Origin of the sequence: Paraburkholderia strydomiana, from assembly GCF_031456815.1 — a bacterium.
Lineage (GTDB): Bacteria > Pseudomonadota > Gammaproteobacteria > Burkholderiales > Burkholderiaceae > Paraburkholderia > Paraburkholderia caledonica.
The window spans coordinates 116,860-141,368 of sequence record NZ_JAVDVL010000014.1; the positions used below are offsets into that span (position 1 = coordinate 116,860).

A 24,509-nucleotide genomic window follows, 5' to 3' on the forward strand; every position below is an offset into this window, starting at 1 on the left:
CATCGGGGGTGTCCATGTGCGCCAGCGCTCCGTGTCCTCCGAGGCAGTTTTTAACTGTCTTGGAGAAGACAAAAAGAATCCAAAAGTGCGTGACACGTCTAAAGTGTGCGGGCCGCGACGGCGAGCCGCATGAGGTAAATCACATCGTCGGCGGTAATGCGCGCCGCGTCGATGAGCCAAACGGGCGTCGAGGGGTGTCGCGTTGATCGACAGAAAGAATGCGCGGTTTAGCGCTTCGAATGCTTAATGGGCCCAGATCGCAGTGAAGTAGCCCAATCGTATTGGTCCAAGCTTCTGAAATCCTCAGGGCGCCGCTGGTAGGATCGACTGGCCGAATGTCAGGGAACTGTCGAGTAAGGAACCCGAAGGACGCCTTAAAGCTTGGCGCAGTGTTCGCGTTTCGCGCGGGTCTTCAGTGCGTCGGCTGGCTCTGTCTACTGTTTCATTTGCCAGGCGCCTCACATCTATTCAGACCTCGGACATGGACGAAGCTGCGCGGCCGCGCAGCGGCATGCGGCCAGCGAACCGCGGACCGGGAATCGCCCTTGCTCAACTCGTCAAAGAGCCCGATTGCGGCTTTCGGGTAGAAAGCAAGCGTTGAAGTAACGCGTTGGGGCAAGGCAAAGCGGGCTCCTTACAACCCTGAACCAAGGAGTCCTTCATGCCTTCCGATAACACCATGTCGCCATCGCGCCGCAAGCTCATGCAAGGCGCCACCGCCGGTCTGATGACAGCGGTGGCGGGCCACGCATTGGCGCAATCCGAAAGCAGCGCCAATGCAACCGGCACGGCAGGCGCGACAGCGCCGGTTGATCCTCGCGGGCTCTACCCGCATCCGCCGTTCCCTGCGCAAGAGCAGCCGTGGCCTGGGCTTGCGGGCGCATGACGCCGCGCCCCGATCATGGCGAGACAAGTTATCGCGGAACCGGCCGGCTGAACGGCAGACGCGCGCTGATCACAGGTGGCGACTCGGGCATCGGACGCGCGGCGGCCATCGCTTTCGCGCGCGAAGGCGCCGATGTCGCAATTGTCTATCTGCCTGCCGAAGAGCCTGACGCGAAAGAAGTGGTGCAATTCATCCGCGCGGCAGGGCAGACGGCAGTGGCGTTGCCAGGCGACATTCGCAGCGAGTCGTTTTGCCAGTCGCTCGTGAACAACGCGGTGCAGCAGCTAGGCGGTCTGGACATTGTCGTGAACAACGCAGGTCGTCAGCAAAGCCACGACTCGATTCTTGACATCTCAACCGAGCAATTCGACTGGACATTGCGCACAACTCTGTACGCTATGTTCTGGATTACGAAGGCCGCCATTCCACACATGCCGCCGGGGTCGGCAATCATCAACACGAGTTCTGTCAATGCCTATGATCCATCCGCGAATCTGCTCGACTATGCGATGACCAAGGCCGCTATCGCCAACTTCACAAAGGGACTTGCGAAGCAGATGATTAAGAAAGGCATCCGTGTGAACGCGGTTGCGCCCGGGCCCTTCTGGACCGCGCTTCAGGTCACCGGCGGACAAACTGCCGAGAACGTGCAGAAGTTCGGCGAGCAGGTGCCGATGGGACGTCCGGGGCAGCCCGCCGAAATCGCGCCGCTATACGTGCAGCTCGCGTCAGCGCAGGCAAGTTATGTGACCGGTCAGGTGTACGGCGCGTCGGGCGGGGCCGGCAATCCGTGAGCTTGGGCACGTCGCTATCAGCGTTGGCCGTCGCGTCAGTCGCGAACTGCCCGGTGCAGCGCTAACTCGCGGCGTTTGCCGGTCACCATTCGGACCATCTGGCCAACGCGCGCAACTAGCGCGGACACCGGAATCCCGGGCGATGAAGTGAGTCACCGTGCGGGTCGTGAGGGCATTGGTCACCTTATCGTCGGGCGCCCTCATGTTGAGTCCATCAATGGCGGGACGCTATTCGATGCGCAGTTGCGTTGCGTTTGCGACAGCTCCGTCGTCTTCACGCAGACCGCGAGACGCCACTGATCCCGGTCAGACGAAGCAGTCGTCGCGTCCAGGGACGCTTACGTGCCCGGGACGGGAGTAACTGCTTTTGCTGTGGCGCCGCGCTGGAAAATGCTATCGGAGAAAGACGGCGGCTCGTCTCGGCTCGCCAATTCTGGAAGCAGCGGGTGGCATCTGCTAACGGTGCTAGTTTTAGCGCCCGGTAGCGGCCAGCATCGTCCCGCGACATCGACGGTGACCGCAGCGGCACTCGTATTGCGCCCGCACGGCTGCCGACAGGCGGCCCTCTACAGTGAGCCCATATTTGATGAAAAGCTCCTCGCCCGGTTCGATATCCCAGACCGTGTGGATGTATACCCTCCCATTGGATTCGACAGCTTCGCAATTGGCGACGCACGCGTGGTTGAGCCAGCGCGCGCTGTTGCCGCCAAGCGAGCCGTCGATGACCCGGCCATCGGATAGTCCGAAAAGGAACGTGTGACCTTCCTTGCCGAAACGTCGATGGCGAGCTATCGCCTGCTTCCAGCTCATGACCGTGCCGGCGTACTCGAGGATGAGTTCGCCCGCGCTGATGGGGCGTAGCGCAAAGACGCCGCGACCGTGAACGCCCGAGCGGCGGACAACAATTCTTTTCATCAATACCTGTTGCAGCGAATGTGGAGCGTGCGCTCATTGGCATGGCCCCGGCTGGCAACTTGACAGCAGCTGGAGCCTGGTAGAATCGTCCATCATAACCAGCGAAACTTCAAGGAAATGGAACGCTATAAGGACCTGCTTGCGCAGAAGGAACAGCTGGAAAAGCTGATCGCCGAAGCGCACAAGATAGAAGCTGCAGCGGCGCTCCAACGGGTGCGCGAGGCCGTTGCGCAGTTCGGCTTCACGCCGGAAGACATCTTTCGCAAGCCTCGCAGGAATGGCCGTCGGGCGGCGGCGCCGAAGTATCGCAATCCCGAGACCGGCGAGACGTGGAGCGGACGCGGCCGCGCACCGCGCTGGATCAAGGATCAGGACCTCGAACGCTTTCGCATCACTGAATGAGCGGCGCGCCGCACGGCATTGCGAAGGCCCGGATCTATCTCGCGGGAGTTCGACGTTTTCCGTGTTGATGCACTGGACTGTGATCGCTCGCTCCAGCGGGTATCTGGTGGACAATTTCGAGCTTGCCCTCAACCTGGGGCTGGCTCGCGTGCGCGGCAAAGATCGTCCGCGGCGGTCCTGCCGAGTGCCTGCGTGCAATCTCCGACGCTTACGGCGCCTATGAGTGTGGGACGACAGCCCCCTCTCTTGCAGGCAGAATGGCGGATCGCAGATTCGCCAGGGGTAGGGTTGACGCCATTTCAGTATATAAGGTGCTGGGTGCCATGAACGAATCGCATCTGTGGACAGCCGAGCCACGCACCGCCTACCTGCAGTGGCAGACGACGGAGGCGGCCGGAGCGGACCGCCGCCGGTTCTCCCAACGCTCGATCGTGCAACACAAGGCGATGTTCGACCGGTTCCTGCGCCATCTGGTGACCCGCGGCGTGGCACTCGCGACGTTTGGGCCGAGCACCTTGAGTCATTCTTTGACGACGTCGAAAACCGTTGTGCGCCAAGGACGACCATGCCCCTGCGGTAGGTGAAGCTGATCGACCGGCTGTGCCGCCATCTGGTCGACGTCGGCCTGCGTCACAGCAATCCGGCGGCAACCTTCGCGCTCTCGGCAACCTTCGCGCTCTCGGCAGCCTCGCCCGAGGACGAGCCTGAACCGCTCTTTCTCGATACCGACGCGGACACCGCCCTCCAGTGCTATGTCCAACCCGACGCCGGCGACGATGCCCGCCTGTGCCGCAACCGCGCTGTTGTGGCGCTGCTGCTGGGCGTGGATCTCACTGCGGCTGAACTGCGCGGCGCGCGACGTCGTCGTCGAAGGGATCAGGCCGCAGGTATCCGTCCCGAAGCGAGGGACACGTCTCGAGAGGACGTTGCCCTTCCCGCTTTCTCGACGCCTGCGCTTGCGGCATGGCAACGGCTTCATCGGTTACCCGACGGCGCGCTTCTTTTCCCACCGCGTACAGACGACAAGCCGATCAACGATTTGCTCCTCGGTGCGATCGTCCGGTTGGCTGCTTCGCCCTGCATCACTCCACCTTCATTCCCGCTCGACGAATCGAGTACAGACGTGAAGCGAAATGAAGTCGACGTTCGTGCACGCATGGCCTCGTCTCACGGCAGCCCGCTGCTCGACCACTGTCCACCATGACCACGTTTTTTTCGCTATTGGGCTGGCGGGCTCGCGGCATGCTGGAGATATCCGTCCCCCGGACGCGCAAGCGGGACTGGTTACGATGAACACTGACACCTCAAGCCACCGACAGGAAGTGCAGAGCTTCGGTGACGCTCCCTACGTTCTCGAGGGACGGCGCGGAGTAGCGTTTTCGGTGCTGTCCGGGATAAATCGCATTGAATGCGTCGTCACCATCGCCGCGCTGCAAACGTACTTCTGGTTGCAACCAGATGCTGGCGATGCGCGAATACTGCAGACATTCCGCGACGGCTTTCGAAGGATCCACGCGGTAGCACAACGTAAGTCACTTCGCGCGCAACCTGGCGATCGTATAGAAATCACGCCCGCGGACTTTGCAAGGTTATCCGGCCGCTAAAAGCGTTTGTCGGCTTTCACTGCTGCAATAACCAAAGTACCTTTCGGCTCGCGGACAAATAGAGCGCTGCCACCAGGAGCTATATCGCCTGGTTCTCGCATCGCAACGCAAATGGAAAGACGCATCATTTTCTATCTACAGTGCCAATGCGGGAGCCGTGGATCCATCGTCGAGCTTTGCGACGCAAGCCTGCCGCTCGAAACTCACGCACAATCCCGCTTCACGCTTAGGAAGCTGTCCTGTCAGGGAGGCTACGCTGGCAAGGACGAGGTTTTCGCATTATTGAAACCCGCATGCGAAAGATGCGGAAGGGCTCTGGCACCCGGAAGCATCGTTGCGGTTAGCGAGCGTGGCCGACCGGCGATTATCTCTCCGGGCATAGCGGACCGTTTCAGATGAGATCCGGTGCCAGCACTGCGGGTGTGACTCAATTAAGTCAACCACGCAAGTGCACGTTTATGCACGTTTACATTCTCGTTCATGCACGTTACCATGAAGCATGAACGACGACATTCCTCTTTCACGGCGCGACGAGATCGCCAGACGGCTTGCCAACGGCCAACCCGTCGGCGCGGTAGCGCTCGCCGCCGAGTTCGACATATCCGAAGACGCCATTCGCCGCGATTTGCGCGCCCTCGCCGCCGAGGGACTGTGCCGGCGCGTCTATGGGGGTGCACTGCCCATCACGCCCGCGTCCGCGCCAATGGCGAGCCGCCTCGATACCGCCTTCGCACAGAAGTCAGCACTGGCGCGTGCGGCCGTGCCGTTCATCCAGCGTGGCGAACTCCTGTTTCTCGATAGCGGCAGCACCAATTTCGCGCTCGTTGACCTCCTGCCTGAAGACGCCGACATCACCGTTGCGACGAATTCGGTCGACATCGCCGCGGCAGTGCTGCGCCGATCGGACATTGGTCTGCTCGTTATCGGCGGTGCGGTAGATCCAGCGGTCGGCGGATGCGTGGATGCCAGCGCCGTACAGAATGTTATGCGAATGAACATCGATCGGTGCTTCATCGGGTCCTGTGCAATTTCCCCGAACAGCGGCATCAGCGCGTTCGACCTCGCCGACGCAACCTTCAAACGCGCTGTCCTCGCGGCTAGCGAGCACAGCGTGGTGCTAGCGCTGTCTGAGAAATTCGATAATCGCGCCGCTCACAAGGTGGGGGCCATCAAAGAGATCGAGTGTGTCGTCGTCGAGCATGATCTGCCGCGCGCTCAGCGCGTGGCCTTGTCGAAAGCCGGCGCGTCGGTCGTGCAGGCACAGGAGCCAGCGAATCCATGAGCACCCGGTCAGAAGTTTCAACGCCGCCAGCAACCGAACCGGGCTTGCCCGCGGCCCGGCTTGCGACACGCCTTGCGTTCCTCGTGGCGGGCTTTGGCGTGGCGTGCTGGGCGCCGCTCGTGCCCTTCGCCAAGCAGCGGCTCGGCGTCGGCGACGACGTGCTCGGCCTGCTCCTGCTTTGCATCGGACTCGGTTCAGTCATGGCGATGGTGCTCACCGGGGCGGTCAGTGCGCGATACGGAGCAAAGCCGATCATCGTTGCAGGCGGCTTCGGGCTGGCCATCGTTCTGCCTCTCCTGTCCATCGCCAGTACGTCGCCCGCGCTGGGAAGTGCGTTGCTTGCTTTCGGCGCGTGCCTCGGCTCCCTCGATGTCGCCATGAACATTCATGCGGTCGATGTCGAACGGGCGGAAGGCCGGCCACTCATGTCAGGCTTCCACGCGCTCTTCAGCGTCGGCGGATTCGCCGGGGCAACGGCGATGACCTTTCTGCTTTCGCTGCACGTCGGAACGCTCGCCAGCGCATTGGCCTGCACCGTTCTGATGCTCATTGCGATCGCGGCGGCGCGCCCTCGTCTGATCGTGTCGAGGCACGCGTGCGATGGACCGCTGTTCGCCTGGCCACGCGGCATCGTGCTCGTGCTTGCCGGGCTGGCCGCGATCACTTTTCTCGTCGAGGGCGCATTGCTCGACTGGAGTGCGCTGCTGCTTACCGGCAAGGGACTGGTTGCCAACGCGCATGGCGGACTTGGGTATATCTTCTTCTCGATCGCCATGACCGCAGGCCGGTTCGGCGGTGACACGCTGACTGCCCGCATCGGCGACCGAGCCACTATGTTCTGGGGCGGAGTGCTCGCAACCGCCGGTTTCATGGTGCTGCTGACTGCACGGAGCGCGGCGCTTGAGATGAGCGAATTCGTGCTGATCGGACTCGGTGCATCGAACGTCGTGCCGGTGTTGTTCCGGCGCGCCGGGTCGCAGCGCGCGATGCCTTCCACACTCGCGGTTGCCGCGATCACGACAACTGGTTACGCGGGGCATCTCGCCGGACCAGCGGGCGTGGGCTTTATTGCGAAGGCGATCGGTCTGCCTGCTGCCTTCTGGACACTGGCCGCACTGCTCTGTCTCGTTCCGGCATGCGCGCATCTGGTAACGCGGCGCGGGCAACCCAACCGCCCATGAAGATCGCCCACGTTGCCCTGTGGACGTCCGATCTCGGCGAAGCCGCAGCGTTCTGACGTCGATATCTCAATGCCGATCTCAGGCCGCGCTATCAGAGCACACGCAGGCCAGAATTAGTTTCGCGCTTCGTCACCTGCCGGTAAATTGCCTCGCATCGAACTCATGACAAGGTCCCGGATCGACAACGGTTCCACGACGGACCAAGTTCGCTGGGATGATCTGGCGATTTGATTGAGGGACGCTCCTGCGGTCGATTAACGGGCGCAACGCAGTAATGCGATGGCTTACTCGTCTGCGCGCCCCGAACTACCGGCGATGGATTATTCTATGATGCGGTCATCGCACACCGGATGGGATTGATTTTCGATCGCGTGCGTGTCGCTCAGCCACTGCGCGAGACTTCCGCCACGGGTTGCATGTCGACCTCCTCAATCGAACCAAAAGGTGCGGCAGGCGAGAGGCCCACGATCGGTGCCGCGATGTTGCCAGCAACACCCAAGTCGCGTGTGTGGGTATTTTGTCAAGCGCCGGCATGAGGTGTAGCGTTTCCCCATCGACACACTGCTTCGTCATCGACTCGCGAGGATATGCAATGGATCGAAAGACCGTGGAGGAACGGATCAGGGCGCGAGCGTACGAACTGTGGCAAGAGGACGGCAGCCTCGAAGGATGCGCTGATGAATACTGGCATATCGCTCGTGCATTGGTCGAAAAGGAGATTGCCAGCCGGGAGCCGTCACCGGATGTCAATGGTGGCAACAGCCCCGAAAAATAGTTGTGCATCGCCGCACCGCTGCGTCTGCCGCAATGGATAGCAGATAGTGCCGCAGGATGCCTGCAATCAGATGGAGGACCAACGTGGCGAGACCAAAACTGATCTTCGCGAGGCCGCCGAGACCACCGTACGACGGCTGCCCTGGTGGCGCGGGAGGTTATCGTATCTATGCCACGTGCCGGCGCACGTCCACCGGTGCATACGTGGGCGAGTTGAAGGTGGTGCGGACATCGGATGACCGGCTGCTATACCCCTTTGACGGAGCACCGACAATCGGCCCGTTTGAGGAGGCATCCGCGGCCAGGGAGGCCGCCAGCAGCAAGGGGCAAGAAGTGGTCAAAGCGGATTTGCACAACCCGGAATAACTGCCACCACGCTATCCACCGATTTACCGGCAGCCCGATTGGGCGCATAGGGCGACGCTGCAACACACCGTGCCCAGCCCAGGAAGTTCGCAGGTTGCCTCGACAGACGCAGCGGCTTCTTTACGCGCAGAACGCGCAGGCAGGGCCATTTCCGGTGGCTCCTGGCAGGTTATCCGCCCGGTTGCCGGTTTCCCCCTTTTTGATCCCTCCAGCAACCTCTAACTGCGCTCCGGCCATTCTGGGACCGCGCCGGCGCCCGGCATCATCCTGTTCGCGATAGCACATCGATGTGCAGGCCGCTCGCCACGATGGTCAACGCCTGCCGCGTCGTTCGCTGTCCCCTGTCAAGCCGAGTAATGATAGACCAATGCCGCACGGTACGGGCCTTGCTCGCTTCCCCACTGTATCGACCTGTCCACAGAACGGGCGACGGAGGCATCATGGAAGACCGGGAGAGCACAGAACTGACGTCGCGGCAGGCCGAATATCGCGGGTACGTCATTTCATCAACGGCGTTGACAAATGGGCGTGGCCAATGGCTTCCGTGCGTTACGGTAACTCTGCCCGGAAGACGCATTGGGCTGAGTCGCGAGCGTCCCGATCGGGCGCACCTGACCAGGGAGGCAGCGATATGCCAGGCACTCGCCTGGGGCATTCGGTTGATCGATGAGCGCGAAGTGCCAGTGTCAGAAATTGGCAACGTCCTGCTGACCGGAAAACGGTAGCCGTCTATCAAGTAGCTGACCAACCAGTTGCTGAAATCATTGGGTGAAACATGAACTACCTCGCGTTGTCAATTTTGAGGCCGACGCAGATCACCGTCGGGCTGGACTATGTCAAGGCAAAAGCGTTGATCACTGCGCGCCACGCGGGCTCAGGACTGGAGCATTTCATGAGCGCCCATGCGATCCATATTGTCATGGGCCCCGATGACAGGTCGTATATCGTTGATCATCATCATTGGGCACGAGCCTGGCACGATCTCGGACACCTCAAAGCACCGGTCATGATCGTCGCCGACTGGAGACGTCTGGGGCATGTGAAGTTCTGGAGGAAAATGGAAACAAAGGGCTGGGTGCATCCGTTTGACGCCAAGGGCAGGCGTTGCGACGTCAGTGATCTCCCGATGGACGTGGGCGGCATGACTGACGATCCTTATCACAGTCTGGCTGCCTTTGCCAGGAGGGCAGGCGCCTATCGGAAGCCGGACAGCGCTTACGGCAGCTTTGTCTGGTCCGACTTTCTCAGGACACGTGTAGCAATCGCGGGCGAAGATCCCGGAGCGTTTTCCCTGGCGTTGCTCGAGTCCATCCGCCTTGCACAGAGCCGGGCTGCCCGGAAACTCCCCGGCTACATCGGCCGAAAGAACAGCTAATCAAAAGCGACATCCGAGGCTCGTGCGGTACGCACTGCGAGGCGGTCATAGGCTACTCGAGCCGGCCGGCGACAGCGTCTGGCCGTCGGTCACGCGTCGACGCTTGTAGTGCGAGGTGCATTGTTTCTGATCCCGCTCAATCGTGGCGTTGCATGGCGCTACCCTGCGTTTGCGTCCCAGTTCGCATACAGACCGTCGTGCCCCGCCATTGGGCAGCAGCGCCAACTTCGGGAGAATCGGCCGGACTCCGTACGCGCCCCTGATTTGGCGTCTTCTTGCAATGAAGCAACGTTTCGTGCGCATCGAGTTTTTCTGAACTGCGGCGGTCAGCCTCACGAATCGCCTCGGGCGCGCCGCATGCCTCGCGTCAGCGTCTTATCGCGACGGCGCGCGCGGCCCCCGGTGGCACAGATCTTCCACTGCAAACGGCGCAACCAGGCCAGCGCCGAAAGCAACGTAGACCGCTGCGATCTGCGGTGCCCGCAAATGAAACTCGAACCCCGGCGTGAAGCGCTTCGGCACCACCATGTAGTCGCTGAAGGCGGCGGCAAGCGTCATCGCCCCAGCCAGCACGGTACGTTGCAGGTGGTCCGAACGTGAGCCGCGGCACGGCTGCGTGGATTCCTGAACGACTGCAAGCGTGAACGCATTAGCGGCGGCCCATCCGATCGACATCAGATGATGAATCGCGAGCCCCGTCACAAGATGCCTCGCACGGGGCCGCGCCGTCTGGTTCACTTCTTGCGGCCATATCCAGTGACTTACGGCGCTCACGGGCGCGGCCGGGCACTTGCCGACGAGGCGCGCCAGGGCGCTGAGCGCCAGTGTCGAGAACACGCCTGCGACTATGCCAGGCAGCACAATGTCTTCTAACGGCCTAACGTCCCGACCCATGGTAATTTTCCTTGCAGGTGCTACCGGCTTGATTGGCGCTCGAGTCGCGGAGGCGCTCGCCGCGGTCGGCCACTCCGTGGTGTGTGGCGTGCGTGACCCGGTCGCCGCCGCGCCTCGACTGGGAAACTGCCGGCTCGTTACTCTCGACTTCTCCAGCCTCTGTGATATAGCAAGCCTGGTGCCGCTTATGGACGGCGTCGACGTCGTGATTAATGCCGTGGGCATCTTTAGCGATGCAAGCGGCAAGGAGTTCCGGCAATTGCATACTGTTGCGCCGGTCGTGCTGTTCAAGGCGGCCGTCGCAGCGGGTGTGCGGCGCATCGTGCAGATTTCCGCGCTCGGCGCCGATGCAAACGCGCAGAGCCCATACCATCGCAGCAAGCTGGCAGCCGATGAGGCGCTGCTGGCGTTGCCGGTGTCGTCGTTGATCGTGCAGCCGTCGCTCGTGTTTGCGCCGGAGGGACGCAGCACACGCTTCTTCGCCGCATGGGCGACCTTGCCAGTGGTGCCGCTGCCCGGCGCCGGCGCGCAACGCATTCAGCCGGTCCATATCGACGATGTTGTTGAGCTCATCGTGGCCGGAGCGCTTGCATCCCCTTCGCAGGAAGTGTCGTCGGAGGGTCCGTCGCGAAGGGTCGCCGCCGTCGGCAAGGAGCCGCTGACGCTGAAGGAATATCTTGCGGTTCTACGGCGCGTCGCAGGCGATTCGCCAGGCTGGTTCTTGCCCGTTCCGATGCCGCTAGTCCGGCTTGCAACTCGGATTGGCGAGCTTCTGCCGGGCTCGTTGATGAGCGCCGATGCGCTCGCGATGCTCGAGCGCGGCAATGTAGCACCGACTGGACGCTTCGAGCGGCTAGTCGGCCACGCTCCGCGCGCTCTCTCGGAAATGGCCGCCGACCGCGAGCGTTTTGGCGTGCCGGCGCGCCTGATGTGGCTGCTGCCGATGCTGCGGCTATCCATCGCGGCGGTGTGGATCTGGACCGGGGTCGTGTCGGCGGGCTTGTATCCGCGCGCATCCAGCGTGGAGCTTCTCGCTCGGGTCGGCGCGCCGGGGGCACTCGCACCTCTGCTGCTTTACGGCGCGGCGTTTCTCGACCTCGCTTTCGGCGTGTTTTCGCTCGGGTGGCCACGAAGCCTCGGACCGCGCGCGCGGTTGTGGACGCTTCAGATCGCGCTGATCGTGCTTTATACGGCGCTGATCAGCTGGCGCTTGCCGGAGTTCTGGCTGCATCCGTACGGGCCACTGTCCAAGAATCTGCCCATGATTGCGCTGCTGACCTTACTGATACAGCTTGACGGCCGATCCGGCTCTACCTGCAAACGCTGAGTTAGCCGTGACCTATCTTGTTATCAAATGGCTGCACGTACTGTCTTCGACGATCCTGTTTGGCACAGGCGTTGGCTCCGCGTTCTACATGCTGTTCACCAGTCTCGGCCGCGATGCGAAGACGGTGGCGCGCGTCTGCCGGCTCGTCGTGCTCGCCGATTGGCTCTTTACGACGCCCACCGCGATTATGCAGCCCGTTACCGGCCTCTATCTCGCACATCTTGCCAATTTGCAGTTGGGCAACCGATGGCTCTCGTGGTCGATCGGCTTGTACTTGCTGGCTATCGCCTGCTGGCTCCCGGTCGTATTTCTGCAGATACGCCTCGCGGCATCGGCCGGTGTCAGCGCCAACAGCGGCCGCCCGCTGAGTGCCGCATACTGGCGCCTGCTGTCGATATGGGCCGCGCTCGGCGCAGTGGCGTTCTTCGCGTTCCTAGGCATTTTCTGGCTAATGGTGACGAAGCAGGCTTGACGCGCTCACGTACCGCTGGACGCAGCGGCACGGACCGATCCCGTCCCTAAGCCGCGCATCTGGCTCTCAGTGTTGCGTGGTACGCGGACCCGAGCCAGATATTCTAAGCTCCCGATGGCACCGCAGCTATCGCAAGGGCGTTCTGCGCAGTCAGGCTCGAGTATAAAGAGGCCAAGATGATCGGTGTCGCTCGTCCACTCGCGCGGGGATGGCGCGATGGCAACAGAGGAAACAACAAGTTGCACTTGCATAGCCGGTGCTGGTCAGCGTGACCCCCGCGCTGAAGCCGGTCGCTACGTCTCAACGGATGCAGACGCGCTCGCCTCGGCCCTACTATCGCGGCGGATCGCACTGGATGGCCGGAACGGTCAAGTGGGGTGCCGCTGGCAGTATCTCTTTGCGCATCGGGGCCCGCTCGCACTGTAGAGGGCCACTCGCCACCGCTACGAAATCAATGACACTTGCGGGCGGGTCGCGAGGCTCGCACACACCGGAAGCTTGGCGTGCCGGCTCTGTTTGCCTGCGCCAGGACGTCCGCGAATTGCCGGTCACCCTGCAGGGCCCAGAGTGTTCCGCTTGACGAGACGGTTGGCACGACCAGCCCAACATTAGGAAAAAAACCGATAGCCGCCCGTTACCTCCTGAGTGGGTGGCACGACTGTCACTTCTTTGCCTCGATGCCTGCGGCAGAGCGCTCAAGATACTGCGCGGTGATCATAGGGATATGTTCCAGCAGCCAATGCGCCATCGCCTGCTCCTGCGGCAGGATACGTTCGCACGCGGCCTTGGTCGCCATATCGCCGCAACGGTCGGCCGCGGCGATGAGCGCCGTATAGGACGCGATTTCCAGATTCTCGAAGACATAGCTCATGTTGGCGCCCTTCACGACTTCGTCGGTCTGCGTCATGCCGCCTACGGCTTGACCAAACGCCATGATCTTGCCGGTTAGATCCTTCATGACGGACGTCGAGCCGCCAAGACGCTCAATGCACTCCGCCACGATTTTTTGCTGGCCGAGTGTTTCTTCCAGGTGCTGGTCAATACGTGTCTTCAGCTCCGGATAGTGTTCGAGCCTTCCTGACTGCGCGCGAAGCATCTGCTCCGCCTGTTGCTCCATTGCGTGAGCGTCGCGCAGCCCGTCAAGCAGGTGTTCAGCAGGTTCGGGCATGAATGTGCTCCTATTAAGACAATCGCGCTCGAATGCGCGTGTTCTTCCCTGCGCAATTGACATGCCGCGCAGAGGCGTCGCGGTTCCAACGGAGCTGCCGGTGACGCCTCGACTTGCGCTATGGCCGCAAAGACGAATAACGGCCTTGCGCCAGGCACCGCGTATCGAATGGGAGAGCGAAGCCGCCATCGGAGTTCGCAAGCAACAACGCTGCCCACGCATCGCGGACGGTTGTGCAGGAGTTCCCAACAATGAATCGTAACGACGGCGCTACGATCCCCTTGCGGATATCCGATCTCGATTGCACATTCATCGGGTCGGCAACTCGCTTGATGTTAGCGCAGCCGCGCAGTGCGAGGGCTCGGACGTCAATGCGTTCGTGGCCCCCGGTGTGCCTGTCGGCAAGGAACATCGGAAACATGCAGCCAAGCTGGCGCAAACCCTCGCGGTATCTTCGTCGAGACGACTTATCGAAGCGCCGCTCGCGAGGCGGCGGCTGCTCTTCTGGACTATCGACGCGTGCGACACGCACAACCACTCGGTCGTTACCTTGCCATGCGCGAATGGGGATTGATCGTGAAGACCGCGCCCCACGATGATGGCACCGGGCACGACGCCAAGGCCGAAGCAAACTCAGGCAAGGACCGCGACGTTGGCGGCGTCGCAAAGCGACGGCACCGGCCGCGTTAGCACTTGATACCGGGATGAGCCGCTTGGCACGCGGCTAGCTGGATTTGGGCAATACTGACACCATTGCCTTACTCACAGAATCCGAAGCGGCCTTGGAGTACCCCGGTCTCAGTTGTGCTCGACGAGACACGACAGTCCTGCGGGAAGGTGCCGACGATGGGAAGTCCGGCCGCTCCATTATTCAATACTTTGATTCGGGATGGTGGCGGCCGATTCGATCGCCAGGCGTCTGACCGTCTCGATCGCGATCTCCAACGGAACTATCTCGGCGAGAAACGCTGATGCGTCGGCACTGTGCTCAGTCTCCGCAAGATGAAGTTGTTGTTGCGCCAAAAGCAGCTTTTCCTGCAGGCGTCGAACCGCTGACCACAGCGCATTCTCCGCACCTGCGCGTTGCTCTGCCTCCAGCGACATTGCGGAAAATGCGTGGCCTGTATGGCAACGGTATTTGAGCGGATAACCCACTCCGATGCGCCAGATGACGCCGCCACAGTCCGGGCAGGTCATACTCGTTCGATGTCCGAGTCGTTCCAGCTCGGCTGGTGTCGAATGGCCGGTGGCGGCAATTTTCACTTCAAGCGCAGCGCGCTCCCTCTCGTTCATGTCAAAGCCCCTGGACAAATGGTCTGTCAACGCTTTGACGATGGCCGGGCCGATGTCCTCGACGGGAGCCAGGTCCGGGAGAACGGCTTTTAGAGCAGCTTGCGGCATGTCGGCAGCAACGCACGTCGACGGCTCTTGAATGATCGTAAAGCCGCCGCAGGCATGGATGGCCTTCAATCCCGCTGCGCCGTCATCCAGCTTTCCGGTGAGTACAACGCCGACTGCGCGGCTCCCATAATTGGCCGCTGCCGAGCGAAAAAGCGGGTCAGCGGCGGGACGCGTAAAGTTTTCCTTCGGCGCGCTCGACAGGCCAGTGCTGTCGTAGCAAGAAGCATGTGCCGATCTGGCGGAGCAATATAAACAGTCCCTGCGGTGATGGCTGTACCGTGGAAGCCATGGACGACCGGCAGGCAGCTGCTTGGTGCGAGCAGCGCGGGCAGTTGGCTTGCGTGCCAATATGCATGACGATGAACATACTCGCCGGGAAATCGGCCGGCAGTGTGGAGACGATCGCTTGCAGCGCCTGCAGCCCGCCCAGCGACGCCGCCACTACCACGACATGGCCCGCGTTGCGTCCTTGATCCATGTGTCGCCCTCCGTCGCAAAGCGCAGCAAACGACGAGCGTGTCGCTTGCCGTCACACGACTACCGTTCGGTCGGATTCAGGCGTTCCGGGTGTTGTCGCCTGCCGGTCCAACAGACCAAAACGTAATGGTCGTAACGCACGTTACTTTTTTTGCTCAGCCTGCCAGGATAAGGTTTGCATCAACTCCGGAAACGCGGGCTGCCAGTAGGCTGGCATGGAAAGGTGGAAAGCATCGGCGCCAGTGTCCACGAGCAGGCCGAGCCACTCTTCGAGCACTCCTGGCGTCCCCGGGAGCCGTGCGCTGAAGTCCTTTGGCTCCCATTGCCAGCGGCGAAGAATCACTGGAAATCCCGGTGCCACCACCGACCTCGTCGCCTTCAGCACCTCCACAGCGAACCGCGAACGTTCGAGGAGCGTCAATCGGCCATACCGGTCGCCGCGCCGGTTGATATCCTCCGAGAAAAAATAGCCATGGCCGCAGCGCAGCTCGACGCCGTCGAAGCCGAGTCGCTCTGCATTCGCTGGGGCTAGTGCGAATACGTCAATCGTGTCCGCGACGTCTGACTCGCTGATGGGCCGAGCCACGCGTTCGCCGGTTATAGATAGACCGACGGGCTCTCGTAGCGATAAGCGGACAATGCCCGCTCGCCCGCTCCGTTCGAATGCTCATTTCCCACGTGCCACAGTCGCGGTGCAATGCGTGCTCCAGCCGCGTGAACATCTTCAACCACCTTCTTCCAGCCGGCCAGTGCCGCCTCGCCATTAACGTGCCGGACGTTCGGATCGTCGAGCGCAGCCGCGCGACCAACACCGGTTCCCTCGGAGATGATGAGACCGACGCGGTGCGTCGCACGTCGCCGATAGTACGCGGCAACCTCGGCGGTCGGTACGCCGCCTGGGCAGAACGACCGTGCCATCGGAGCGATGACTACGCGATTCGGCACGGCGAGGCCATTGAGTTGATAAGGGCTTAGCAGAATGTTAGAGATCGGGCACCGGGGCTCCGGACCCCAGTTGACAAAGGCCGTTGATAGAGGCGTCGATCCACGCGGTAATCGCTGAGTTCACGTCGTCCCGGCGATGCCGCATGATCCAATGACCCGTGTTAGTCCGTAAATCTACCTTGCATTTCGTATGCGAGAACCAGGAGCGCATGCGGTTCGCCTGCTCGGGGTCGCGGCACATCTGACAGAAGGGAACGGTAAGGCTCTTGGCACGTATGACCGCCGCACCTGCGACACTACCATTGAGGGGGCGCCTGGACGAAAGGCGATTCAGGCTACCTTGCTCTTGAACGCAGCACAGGCGATAGTGGCACTTCTTATCGCTGTCAGAAGCCAAGCGGCGTTGCACCCTTTAGAGGAGGACAGGGCGCTGCGCGAGGCCGGGAGCTGACAGATCAGGAAGCATTGTCGCGGCAGAGCGGTAGCTCATGAAATCGAATACCGATTCTGTGGCCCGGCGACATACTGCTTGTTGGCGAGTTGGAGGACCTTTTCACGGAACTCGTCGAAGGCGCCAAGCACCGAGCGCTCGTCGGTTCCAAGACCAGGCTGCAGAGTTCTGAGCAACGTGTCGTCGACCATGAAGGTGATTTCACGCGAATTGTCATACCCCCAGAAACACACGCAATGTCGGGCGGTATCGTAGCTACGGCTGGGGTTGGGAAAGTTAAGCACCGCGATCAGCTTTTTCCGTACACGGCCGAGTAACGCCATTTAGTGGCGTTGGAGTCAATCGTGGCGTAACTGGCGCGTCTTTTCTCCGCTCTCGCAGCGTCCGCAGTGCCGAGTATGTGGGCACGTGCCCTGCGTTCTACGGCGTCTGGACTCTCGCTGCGAATTGCACCCGACGTACGTTTTATTTGCGATTGCATGATAGCGTCCTGAAGCTGTAGGCCACGAATGGGCGGCCGGTATCCTCACTGTATACCCTTTAACGCGCCATAACGTCTTTATCTACCTGGGCTGGTTGAGGTTCAGTTTCGGTTATGCAGGCGCTGATTCCTGGACGGTGACAAATGGCCATAGGTCTGAAGATTTTTTCAGAAGCTGATCCGCAAGGTGAATAGCATGAGCCGATCAGGTATCGTCGGGGCCGTACTGGTCACCGGTAACAGCAACATGAAATTCCTGAGTTCGATGGCGCGCCGGAAAGAGCCGCTGAGGAGCTCTGTGCATACTCGCGCATATGCCTTCGGGCAACGCACTATCGCGCGTCAGGCGTGGCCCGCAACGATCAATAGGCCTTTGTCGACAGACACGTCCAGCTTGTTGGAGGGAAACCGACGACGTATCGCGTGCCCGGAGCGCCAGAGAGCCACGACCGCCTGTGACGCCTTTCCAGCAGTAATGAATCGATTGCTGCTCGTGCAGTGAATGGCCCGCGACTGTAAAGTGTCGACCTTATCTCAACTGCGGACTGAACCCATCAGTAGCGACCGGCGTCGCGTGGACGCGGTAACACGTGAGCAGCTCGCGGATCATGGAGAACCGCCCAGCCCGCCCTGCGCGAGCCGATGCGATGGCCCCGGGCGAATGGGAATTGACAGCGTTACTACGTACGATGCGAATCGACTACTTTGCTTTGCAGTAGCGAAGCAAAGTAGTCGATTCAGGGCGAGCGAGCCCTGTCCTGGCGGGCATTGACCCGTGACGACATCACTTCGCTTTACGGGATCGCACGGCAATAAATGAAGGGTGCACCTGGGCAGCACCGAAACGGTGTGAACGCGTCGGCGTCGGTACATGCGAGGAAGGACACAAACTGCGAGGCTGTGAGCGGTAGAATTTACGTCGCAGCGACACCGGTACCTGAACAAGGACAGACAATATGGACCAGCTTCCGAACCCGCACGGCGGTGCAGTCGAAACAGAAGAGCTTTTCCGGATTCTGGTGCAAGGCGTTACGGACTATGCAATCTTCATGCTTTCGCCTGCGGGAGTCGTTACGAGCTGGAACCTCGGCGCCGAGCGAATCAAGGGCTATAGGCAGCCCGAAATCGTGGGCGAGCACTTTTCGCGGTTCTATACCGACGAGGACAAGGCGGCTGGCCTGCCGGCCCTGATCCTTGCCTCGGCAGCGAAGACCGGCCGTGCCGAACGCGAAGGATGGCGGGTCCGTAAGGACGGTAGCCGTTTCTGGGCTCACGTCGTAGTGGATGCCATCCGGGACGCAGAAGGTGCCCTGATTGGTTTCGCAAAAGTCACGCGCGACATCACCGAGCGCAAGGAAGCCGCGGCCGCCCTCGAGAAAGCGAACGCAGCGCTCTTCCAGGCGCAGAAGATGGAGGCAATCGGACGCCTGACGGGCGGCGTCGCCCATGACTTCAACAACCTGCTGGCGGTTCTCTCCAACGGTCTGCAGGTGCTTGCAATCCAGTCGCCTACACCGGTTCACACGAAAATGATCGAAGGCATGCGGCGCGCGATTGACCGCGGCGCGACGCTCACCCAGCAATTGCTTTCATTCGCGCGCCAGCAGCCCTTGCAGCCGCAGGTACACGACCTGAATGCTCTGATCCGCGAGTTCGCGCCCATGCTGTCGCGCGCGGGCAACCGCAGCACGCATGTTGAACTTGCCCTCCAACCCGGAGATGCGTTTGCATCGGTTGACGCAGCGCGGTTCGAGGCGGCGCTGCTCAATCTCGTTGTCAACGCGGTCGACGCCATGCCGACGGGCGGCATCATCACGATCCGCACTGATACGGTCCAGGCAAACGCCACGATGACCCCGGCCCTGCCAGAAGGCCGCTACGTTCGCGTTTCGGTGTCGGACACAGGCACGGGCATGTCAGGCGATGTTCTTGCACAGGCGTTCGAGCCGTTTTTCACGACCAAGCAGCAAGGCAAGGGAACAGGACTGGGGCTGAGCCAGGTTTACGGCTTCATTACCCAGTCAGGCGGCGACGTGCACCTCTCGAGCGAAGTGGGCAAGGGCACGACCGTTGATCTTTATCTGCCCGTCGTGCAGCGTGCAGAAAGCGCAGACGTCGCGCCGGTACCGAGGGCGGAGACGGTTCTGCTCGTCGAGGACGAACCGGACATGTTGGGCGTTGCGTCCGAGCTGCTGGGGAGCATCGGGTATGACGTCGTGCCGGCAAGCAGTGCCTCCGAGGCAGCGGAAATCCTGGGGGAACGCCGTGACATTGACGTCGTAGTTAGCGATATTTCAATGTCCCACGGCATGAGTGGGATCGAGCTTGCACGTCTGTTGCGTTCAGACTATCCGAAGATCAGGGTAGTGCTTACGTCCGGATATTCGCCTGCCGCGCTTCGCGACGGGAAAGGCGGACTGAGCGATGTGCTGTTCGTCCCCAAACCCTATCGTCTTGCGGACCTCGCGAAAGCGTTGCGAGCGTGAACAGCCACTCTATGCGGTGCGCACGCCAGCGCCCATGGTTACACTCTCGGAGAAAGAGACAAGGCGAACGGTGTGGAATGCTGCCGTTACCTCGTCTGCCTATCCTCCCCCGCCGTTGACAGCGGGAAGCACTTCTATCTCCTTCTCCGGGAATGAAGCTGTGCCCTTCCCGCGGCGAAGGGCGCAGCGCGCAATGTGTTCAGTTAAGGGGCTTTTGGCACCGACGGCATGGCTGCGTTCTCGTCTGGCGCGCGACCGTGCGTACTGCCGTATTTCTCGCAGGTCTGTTCGGCCCAGCGCACCTTGCTTACCCGGCTCTGATCGTCGAATTGGATCTGATACTGGCAGGTGGCTATCCTATCGGTCGTACGGAAGTGAAAGAGGTAATTCCAGACACGCACATGGAAGACCGATTCATGGAAATGCGGGGCTCCTATCAGCTGGTATAGCTGGATCTTCGTCATGCCTGGCGCAACCTTGCTCAGGTTCTCGGTGTTCGGAAAAGAGCCTTCCGGCCACGTCGATGCGTCCGTTGTTGGGAACGCGGTATCGGCGGCACCTGGCCCCGCACATGCAGCGAGGCCAACGAGACAGGAAAGCGTGACTAATAACGCCGTGATCGATCTCATGTTCATGATAATAAGCATCCAGATGTTGAAAGGTACTGGGAACGAAGCGGACGTGGAGCGCATCGTCGATGGCTAACGCCCGCGCTGTCACCGAGCCGGCTTACCACTGGTAGCCGGCGCCGACTACCGCCCCATAGGTGCCCCGCGTATTCGTTGACACGGCCGCCTTGTAGACCCAATGGTCGTTCTCTGAAATCGTCGAGACGCCAAGCGCCTGTCCGGACTGACCACGATAGACACTGCCCGCTATGGCCACCATGCTCTTACCAGGGCCCGAGGGCTGAGGCAGACCGGCTACGGCCATCGCCGTCGCCGTGCCGCCATCGGCGTCGTGACGATACGAGTCCAGACTGTTGCGAAGGCCTGCGACCTGACTGTCCGTGTAGCTGTTTGCCTGCGTCAGCACGTTGTTGACGCTTGCGTTCAGCTGTCCGACGTTGACCGCGTCAGTGGGCGCAGTCCCCGCTGCGACATTGATTACCTGCCGTGTCGAGTCTGCCGAGCCCACAGCAACAACGTTGGAGCGCCCGCCATCGTTACTGCCAGCGCCGACCGCCGCCGAACCGGACCCCGTCGACGTCGCACCAGTGCCGACCACCGTAGATCCGTTGCCAGTCGCCTGCGAGCCGTTGCCGACTGCAGTACTGTTAGAGCCCGATGCAACCGCGCCTGAGCCGCCCGCAGACGAATTCGCGCCAGTCGACGACGGCGGCACTGTGGTGCCGCCTGGCGGCGTCGAGGTATAACTCCCGCCATTGCTGGTGCGCTGATCGATCAGGGTAGTCAGTTGGGTTGTCACTGCAGCGAGTTGCGAGACGTTGACAGCATCGGTGCCGAGGCGTCCGGCAGCAACGCCGGTGATCTGGCGGTTGCCGACGTTGACTTCGCCGGCTGACGACTGGGGGCTGCTCAATCCATAGGCGATATAGCTGCTCAATGCACCCACCGTAGTCAGCGACCCTGCCCCTAGCGCCACACTGTTTGCAAGCGAAGCCGTTGCACCGGCGCCGACGGCGACGGCATCAACCGCGCTGCTGTTCGCGGCCGAACCGAATGCAATGCCGCCGGCAGCTGTCGCAGTCGCGTTGGCGCCCTGAGCGATCGACTGCGCTCCGAGCGCCGACGCGCCGCTGCCCAGCGCCATCGCGTCCGCCTGGCCTGAATGCGCACTTTCGCCAATGGCCACTGCCCCTGGCGCGTTCATGTCGACGGTCGCGCCATTGCCCATTCCGATGCCACTGTCACCGTTGACGACCGTCGCCGGACCGACAGCGACCGAATCGGTACCAATCGCTAAAGAGTCCGCTTTAGTCGAATTCGCGTGGAAGTACAGCGTTGGCGTGACCGCAAAGGCTTGTAGCGCTCCTGCCAGCTGCCTGACCGTAACCGCATCCTGCGCCTGCGTGCCATCGGCGACGTTGGTCAGTTGCCGGTAGGTCGCGCTGCCGGCGGTCGAGTTCCCAAACGAAACGGCACCTAGCAGGGTTGCGTCGGTCGTGTTGTATGGGATTGAGTAGCTTCCCGCGGCGATCGAACCGGTGCCAGACGCAACCGCGCGATTGGACAGCGAGCCCGAGCCGATGGCCACGCCGCCCGTCACCGACACTGTCGATTGCGCGCCAAGCGCAAGCGCGCTTGCGGCTTGTGCCTGCGCGCCGTTGGCTGCGGCGAAACTGTCTGTGCCGGTCGCGACCGCGAGCGGGCCGATTGCAACGCTATCTGTACCTGTCGCCTGACTGTCGGCGGCGGTCGAGTTGGCGTGGAAGTACTTGATGCCCGCGCCGGCCTCGATGTTGTTGATCGCGGTAGAGTTCGCCGTCACCTGCTGGTTGGTCGCATAAAGCTGCGAGCCGTTGACCGCGTCGGTGCTGGTTCCGCTTAACTGGCCGGCTGCGACATTCTGGATCTGGCGCTCGGCGCCCACTGCCCCAACGCTCACGACGCCCACCGGTGCTGTGCCCGCGAAGCCATAGTTGACGCTCCCGATCGTAGCGCCTGCCGTGGGCGTAGCGGCTGTTGTTGTCGAGCCCGCGCCAAGCGCGACGCTGTTGGCGACGCTTGCCACTGCGCCGGTGCCCACGGCTACCGCATTCGCTGCAGTCGACTGCGCGTTGCCTCCCACTGCGATGGCATCGATGCCGGAAGCCGACGAATCAGCCAGCGTCGAATTCGCATGGAAATATTTAATCCCCGCGCCGTTCTCGATGTTTGTGATAGCTGTCGAGTTTGCCGTCACCTGCTGGTTGGTCGCATAGAGCTGCGAGCCGTTGATCGCATCCGTGCTGCTGCCATTCAACTGGCCCGCCGCGACGTTCTGGATCTGGCGCTCGGCGCCAGGCGCACCGACGCTCACGACGCCCGCCGGCGTCGCCCCTGCGAAGGTGTAGTTGACGCTGCCAATGGTCGCGCCCGCAGTCGGCGTAGCCGTTGTGGTCGTCGACGCCGCCCCAAGCGAAACGCTGTTCGCGACACTTGCCGTCGCACCAGAGCCGAGTGCGAGGCTCTTCGTTGCTGCGCCTTGAACTACTGCGGCATCCCCAATCGCGACGGAACCCGCTGTATTGGCCTGTGAGGCGTTGCCTAGCGCGACCGACCCCTGGCCTGTTGCGGTGTTGCCATTGCCCATCGCCAGGGCGCCATTCCCGATCGCCGTATCGTCTGCACCTGCGGCAACGGCGCCATTCCCGATCGCCGAATTCGGATCGCCAATCGCCACCGCGCCATTGCCGCTTGCCGTTTGACCTTCACCCAGCGCGACCGCGCCGGTACCGCTCGTGACCTGAGAATTGTGGCCTGCCGCTATTGAACCGGTGCCGGCCGCGGCCGCAACCGTGTTGCTGTCACCGATGGCCACCGTCGAAGCGCCTTGCGCATTGGACAAACGGCCAATCGCAACGGCCTGGGCAGCACTCGCGTTGGCACCGTTACCGATCGCCACAGCGGCCGTGCCCGTACTTTGAGCACCCGATCCTTGCGCAATGGCGGCCACGCCTGACGCAATAGCCTGATTACCAAAAGCCAGCGCAAAATTGCCGGACGCATTTGAGAAGGCCCCGATGGCAACGGCACTTGCGCCAGCGACATTTGCCTGAATGCCCATTCCGATACCGTAGACACCGGAAGATTGCACGTCTGTGCCGATGGCAATAGCAGATTCTGCGGCAGCCCCCACCCCGGTCGTGCGCGCGCCGACGTAAATGGCGTTGAGGGCAGTCGAATACGCCTGCCACCCAATCGCCGTCGCATGAGTCGTGGTCGCCTGGGTCGACAGTCCTACCGCGGTCGCACCATTGCCGTTGGCGTTGGTGCTGCCACCTAATGCAGTCGAACCGATGCCGGCCGTAGCATTCTCACCGACGGCGGTCGCATTACCTCCGTTTGCGTTTGCACTGACGCCGAGCGCTGTGGCATTACCGGCCGTCGCCAGCGCACCTGCACCGAGCGCAGTGGTATTGCCGGCCGTTGCCCGTGAACCTTCACCTACAGCGGTCGTGTAGCTGCTCGCTGCCTGGGAAGAGTCGCCAAGCGCGATGGCGTGGTCTCCGGTTGCTTTAGCCAGGGGACCGACTGCAGTCGAGGAATTGCCGCTTGAAACCACGTCAAGGCCAATACCAATTGCCGCCGACCCGCTCGCGGTGACGTCCGTACCGATACCAATTGCCGACTGCGCAGTCGCGCCCGTCCCCGCTGCGGTGCGAGCGCCCACGTAAATAGTGTTGGTGTTGGACGCAATCGCCTGGAAGCCGAACGACACGGCGTTAAGTCCCGTACTGTTCGCGCCATACCCGACCGCGGTGGCTCCGCCACCATTGGCTGTTGACGCAAGGCCCACGCAGGTGGTGCTCCCACTGTAGAAGTTGTACGGTGCCGTGGAGCAGCTCGCCTGAGCCTGGACCTGCGCGCCCCATCCGCCTACCCCCATTGCGACCAGCACTGTCAGCACACGTGGATAGGCGCTGCGCAGTGGCAAAGCACCGCCTTCCGCAGGTCCACCGATGCGCGCATCACATACCGAGGCTGCCACACCTGAGCGGCCCCTGGCGGGCGACCCGTCCAGCTCCGATGTGGCCACGAACGCGCTGAGCGCCTTATTCCAGATTGTCCGGTACACCGTATTCATGATTCTTTCCTGTAGATAGAAGATGCCTATGAGCAACCACGAGCGTGTGCACTCATCCTTTCTTTAGGATTACTATTTA

General features: G+C 61.8%; 21 protein-coding genes and 2 pseudogenes. 14 read left to right on the plus strand and 9 right to left on the minus strand.

The features are described 5' to 3' along the window. Positions 1 to 661 precede the first annotated feature (661 nt). Positions 662 to 1,680 (plus strand): annotated as a pseudogene (locus tag J2W46_RS28685) (SDR family oxidoreductase). Positions 1,681 to 2,151: 471 nt separating this feature from the next. Here the strand turns inward: J2W46_RS28685 and J2W46_RS28690 are convergent. After that, on the minus strand, positions 2,152 to 2,595 hold the full coding sequence (locus J2W46_RS28690) for an SET domain-containing protein (protein ID WP_310358387.1): 444 nt from the start codon (positions 2,593 to 2,595) through the stop codon (positions 2,152 to 2,154). 117 nt (positions 2,596 to 2,712) lie between these two features. Here J2W46_RS28690 and J2W46_RS28695 point away from each other — a divergent pair, with 117 nt between their 5' ends. The 10 genes from J2W46_RS28695 (at position 2,713) to J2W46_RS28735 (ending at position 9,579) form a co-directional block, all read left to right on the plus strand. Then, entirely contained in the window at positions 2,713 to 2,997 is a 285-nt protein-coding gene (locus J2W46_RS28695) for an H-NS histone family protein (protein ID WP_310358388.1), read from the plus strand. 323 nt (positions 2,998 to 3,320) lie between these two features. Then, on the plus strand, positions 3,321 to 3,581 hold the full coding sequence (locus J2W46_RS28700; RefSeq protein ID WP_310358389.1) for a hypothetical protein: 261 nt from the start codon (positions 3,321 to 3,323) through the stop codon (positions 3,579 to 3,581). After that, a complete protein-coding gene (locus tag J2W46_RS28705; protein ID WP_310358390.1) occupies positions 3,578 to 4,201 on the plus strand; it encodes a hypothetical protein in 624 nt (207 codons plus the stop codon). The genes J2W46_RS28700 and J2W46_RS28705 overlap by 4 nt, the downstream gene beginning before the upstream one ends. 85 nt (positions 4,202 to 4,286) lie before the next feature. Continuing rightward, a complete protein-coding gene (locus tag J2W46_RS28710; RefSeq protein WP_310358391.1) occupies positions 4,287 to 4,601 on the plus strand; it encodes a DUF1488 family protein in 315 nt (104 codons plus the stop codon). Between the two features lie 499 nt (positions 4,602 to 5,100). Beyond that, complete coding sequence (locus J2W46_RS28715) at positions 5,101 to 5,883, plus strand: DeoR/GlpR family DNA-binding transcription regulator (protein WP_310358393.1); 783 nt, start codon at positions 5,101 to 5,103, stop codon at positions 5,881 to 5,883. Further along, the gene (locus J2W46_RS28720; protein ID WP_310358396.1) at positions 5,880 to 7,064 is read left to right on the plus strand and encodes an MFS transporter; all 1,185 of its coding nucleotides are present in this window, start codon (positions 5,880 to 5,882) and stop codon (positions 7,062 to 7,064) included. Before J2W46_RS28715 ends, J2W46_RS28720 begins: the two co-directional genes overlap by 4 nt. Positions 7,065 to 7,656: 592 nt before the next feature. Next, a complete protein-coding gene (locus J2W46_RS28725; RefSeq protein WP_310358398.1) occupies positions 7,657 to 7,839 on the plus strand; it encodes a DUF2934 domain-containing protein in 183 nt (60 codons plus the stop codon). Between the two features lie 56 nt (positions 7,840 to 7,895). Continuing rightward, positions 7,896 to 8,204 (plus strand): DUF6723 family protein, encoded by a 309-nt coding sequence (locus tag J2W46_RS28730; protein ID WP_374726881.1) that lies wholly within the window; start codon positions 7,896 to 7,898, stop codon positions 8,202 to 8,204. 440 nt (positions 8,205 to 8,644) lie between these two features. After that, positions 8,645 to 8,929, plus strand: coding sequence for a DUF6566 family protein (locus tag J2W46_RS34425; RefSeq protein WP_374726882.1), 285 nt, complete (start codon positions 8,645 to 8,647; stop codon positions 8,927 to 8,929). Positions 8,930 to 8,979: 50 nt separating this feature from the next. Beyond that, positions 8,980 to 9,579, plus strand: a complete 600-nt coding sequence (locus tag J2W46_RS28735; RefSeq protein WP_310358401.1) for a ParB/Srx family N-terminal domain-containing protein — start codon at positions 8,980 to 8,982, stop codon at positions 9,577 to 9,579. 375 nt (positions 9,580 to 9,954) lie between these two features. Here the strand turns inward: J2W46_RS28735 and J2W46_RS28740 are convergent, their stop codons facing one another. Further along, positions 9,955 to 10,473, minus strand: a complete 519-nt coding sequence (locus J2W46_RS28740; protein ID WP_310358403.1) for a hypothetical protein — start codon at positions 10,471 to 10,473, stop codon at positions 9,955 to 9,957. Here J2W46_RS28740 and J2W46_RS28745 point away from each other — a divergent pair. Next, the gene (locus J2W46_RS28745) at positions 10,472 to 11,800 is read left to right on the plus strand and encodes an SDR family oxidoreductase (RefSeq protein ID WP_310358404.1); all 1,329 of its coding nucleotides are present in this window, start codon (positions 10,472 to 10,474) and stop codon (positions 11,798 to 11,800) included. The two genes, J2W46_RS28740 and J2W46_RS28745, sit on opposite strands and share 2 nt — an antisense overlap. 7 nt (positions 11,801 to 11,807) lie before the next feature. Beyond that, positions 11,808 to 12,272, plus strand: coding sequence for a DUF2269 family protein (locus tag J2W46_RS28750; RefSeq protein ID WP_310358407.1), 465 nt, complete (start codon positions 11,808 to 11,810; stop codon positions 12,270 to 12,272). A 661-nt stretch (positions 12,273 to 12,933) separates the two neighbouring features. Here the strand turns inward: J2W46_RS28750 and J2W46_RS28755 are convergent. From J2W46_RS28755 to J2W46_RS28780, 5 genes and pseudogenes are all read right to left on the minus strand, one after another. Next, entirely contained in the window at positions 12,934 to 13,629 is a 696-nt protein-coding gene (locus J2W46_RS28755; RefSeq protein ID WP_310358410.1) for a ferritin-like domain-containing protein, read from the minus strand. Between the two features lie 678 nt (positions 13,630 to 14,307). Next, positions 14,308 to 15,319 (minus strand): annotated as a pseudogene (locus J2W46_RS28760) (chemotaxis protein CheB). 141 nt (positions 15,320 to 15,460) lie between these two features. Next, positions 15,461 to 15,904 (minus strand): oxidoreductase, encoded by a 444-nt coding sequence (locus J2W46_RS28770; RefSeq protein WP_310358413.1) that lies wholly within the window; start codon positions 15,902 to 15,904, stop codon positions 15,461 to 15,463. 11 nt (positions 15,905 to 15,915) lie between these two features. Next, positions 15,916 to 16,236 carry an oxidoreductase gene (locus J2W46_RS28775; protein WP_310358415.1) on the minus strand — a complete coding sequence of 107 codons (321 nt, stop codon included), beginning with the start codon at positions 16,234 to 16,236 and terminating at the stop codon, positions 15,916 to 15,918. 513 nt (positions 16,237 to 16,749) lie between these two features. Then, positions 16,750 to 17,037: a DUF1488 family protein gene (locus J2W46_RS28780; RefSeq protein WP_310358417.1), complete on the minus strand. Its 288-nt coding sequence runs from the start codon at positions 17,035 to 17,037 to the stop codon at positions 16,750 to 16,752. Positions 17,038 to 18,151: 1,114 nt separating this feature from the next. Here J2W46_RS28780 and J2W46_RS28785 point away from each other — a divergent pair. Beyond that, a complete protein-coding gene (locus J2W46_RS28785; protein ID WP_310358418.1) occupies positions 18,152 to 19,681 on the plus strand; it encodes a PAS domain-containing sensor histidine kinase in 1,530 nt (509 codons plus the stop codon). Between the two features lie 203 nt (positions 19,682 to 19,884). On the opposite strand, the gene J2W46_RS28790 is transcribed toward J2W46_RS28785, so the two are convergent. After that, positions 19,885 to 20,316, minus strand: a complete 432-nt coding sequence (locus J2W46_RS28790) for an outer membrane protein assembly factor BamE (protein WP_310358420.1) — start codon at positions 20,314 to 20,316, stop codon at positions 19,885 to 19,887. 94 nt (positions 20,317 to 20,410) lie between these two features. Next, complete coding sequence (locus J2W46_RS28795; protein WP_310358423.1) at positions 20,411 to 24,430, minus strand: YadA-like family protein; 4,020 nt, start codon at positions 24,428 to 24,430, stop codon at positions 20,411 to 20,413. Positions 24,431 to 24,509 lie beyond the last annotated feature (79 nt).

Excerpts from the sequence above, each read along its gene's own strand:
- J2W46_RS28775 (WP_310358415.1), bottom strand. The coding sequence starts at position 16,236 with ATGGCACGGTCGTTCTGCCCAGGCGGCGTACCGACCGCCGAGGTTGCC.
- J2W46_RS28725 (WP_310358398.1), top strand. The coding sequence starts at position 7,657 with ATGGATCGAAAGACCGTGGAGGAACGGATCAGGGCGCGAGCGTACGAA.
- J2W46_RS28785 (WP_310358418.1), top strand. The coding sequence starts at position 18,152 with ATGGACCAGCTTCCGAACCCGCACGGCGGTGCAGTCGAAACAGAAGAG.
- J2W46_RS28795 (WP_310358423.1), bottom strand. The coding sequence starts at position 24,430 with ATGAATACGGTGTACCGGACAATCTGGAATAAGGCGCTCAGCGCGTTC.
- J2W46_RS28790 (WP_310358420.1), bottom strand. The coding sequence starts at position 20,316 with ATGAACATGAGATCGATCACGGCGTTATTAGTCACGCTTTCCTGTCTC.
- J2W46_RS28745 (WP_310358404.1), top strand. The coding sequence starts at position 10,472 with ATGGTAATTTTCCTTGCAGGTGCTACCGGCTTGATTGGCGCTCGAGTC.
- J2W46_RS28735 (WP_310358401.1), top strand. The coding sequence starts at position 8,980 with ATGAACTACCTCGCGTTGTCAATTTTGAGGCCGACGCAGATCACCGTC.
- J2W46_RS28695 (WP_310358388.1), top strand. The coding sequence starts at position 2,713 with ATGGAACGCTATAAGGACCTGCTTGCGCAGAAGGAACAGCTGGAAAAG.
- J2W46_RS28710 (WP_310358391.1), top strand. The coding sequence starts at position 4,287 with ATGAACACTGACACCTCAAGCCACCGACAGGAAGTGCAGAGCTTCGGT.
- J2W46_RS28730 (WP_374726881.1), top strand. The coding sequence starts at position 7,896 with ATGCCTGCAATCAGATGGAGGACCAACGTGGCGAGACCAAAACTGATC.
- J2W46_RS28715 (WP_310358393.1), top strand. The coding sequence starts at position 5,101 with ATGAACGACGACATTCCTCTTTCACGGCGCGACGAGATCGCCAGACGG.
- J2W46_RS28755 (WP_310358410.1), bottom strand. The coding sequence starts at position 13,629 with ATGGCGGCTTCGCTCTCCCATTCGATACGCGGTGCCTGGCGCAAGGCC.
- J2W46_RS28720 (WP_310358396.1), top strand. The coding sequence starts at position 5,880 with ATGAGCACCCGGTCAGAAGTTTCAACGCCGCCAGCAACCGAACCGGGC.
- J2W46_RS28700 (WP_310358389.1), top strand. The coding sequence starts at position 3,321 with ATGAACGAATCGCATCTGTGGACAGCCGAGCCACGCACCGCCTACCTG.
- J2W46_RS34425 (WP_374726882.1), top strand. The coding sequence starts at position 8,645 with ATGGAAGACCGGGAGAGCACAGAACTGACGTCGCGGCAGGCCGAATAT.
- J2W46_RS28740 (WP_310358403.1), bottom strand. The coding sequence starts at position 10,473 with ATGGGTCGGGACGTTAGGCCGTTAGAAGACATTGTGCTGCCTGGCATA.
- J2W46_RS28690 (WP_310358387.1), bottom strand. The coding sequence starts at position 2,595 with ATGAAAAGAATTGTTGTCCGCCGCTCGGGCGTTCACGGTCGCGGCGTC.
- J2W46_RS28780 (WP_310358417.1), bottom strand. The coding sequence starts at position 17,037 with ATGGCGTTACTCGGCCGTGTACGGAAAAAGCTGATCGCGGTGCTTAAC.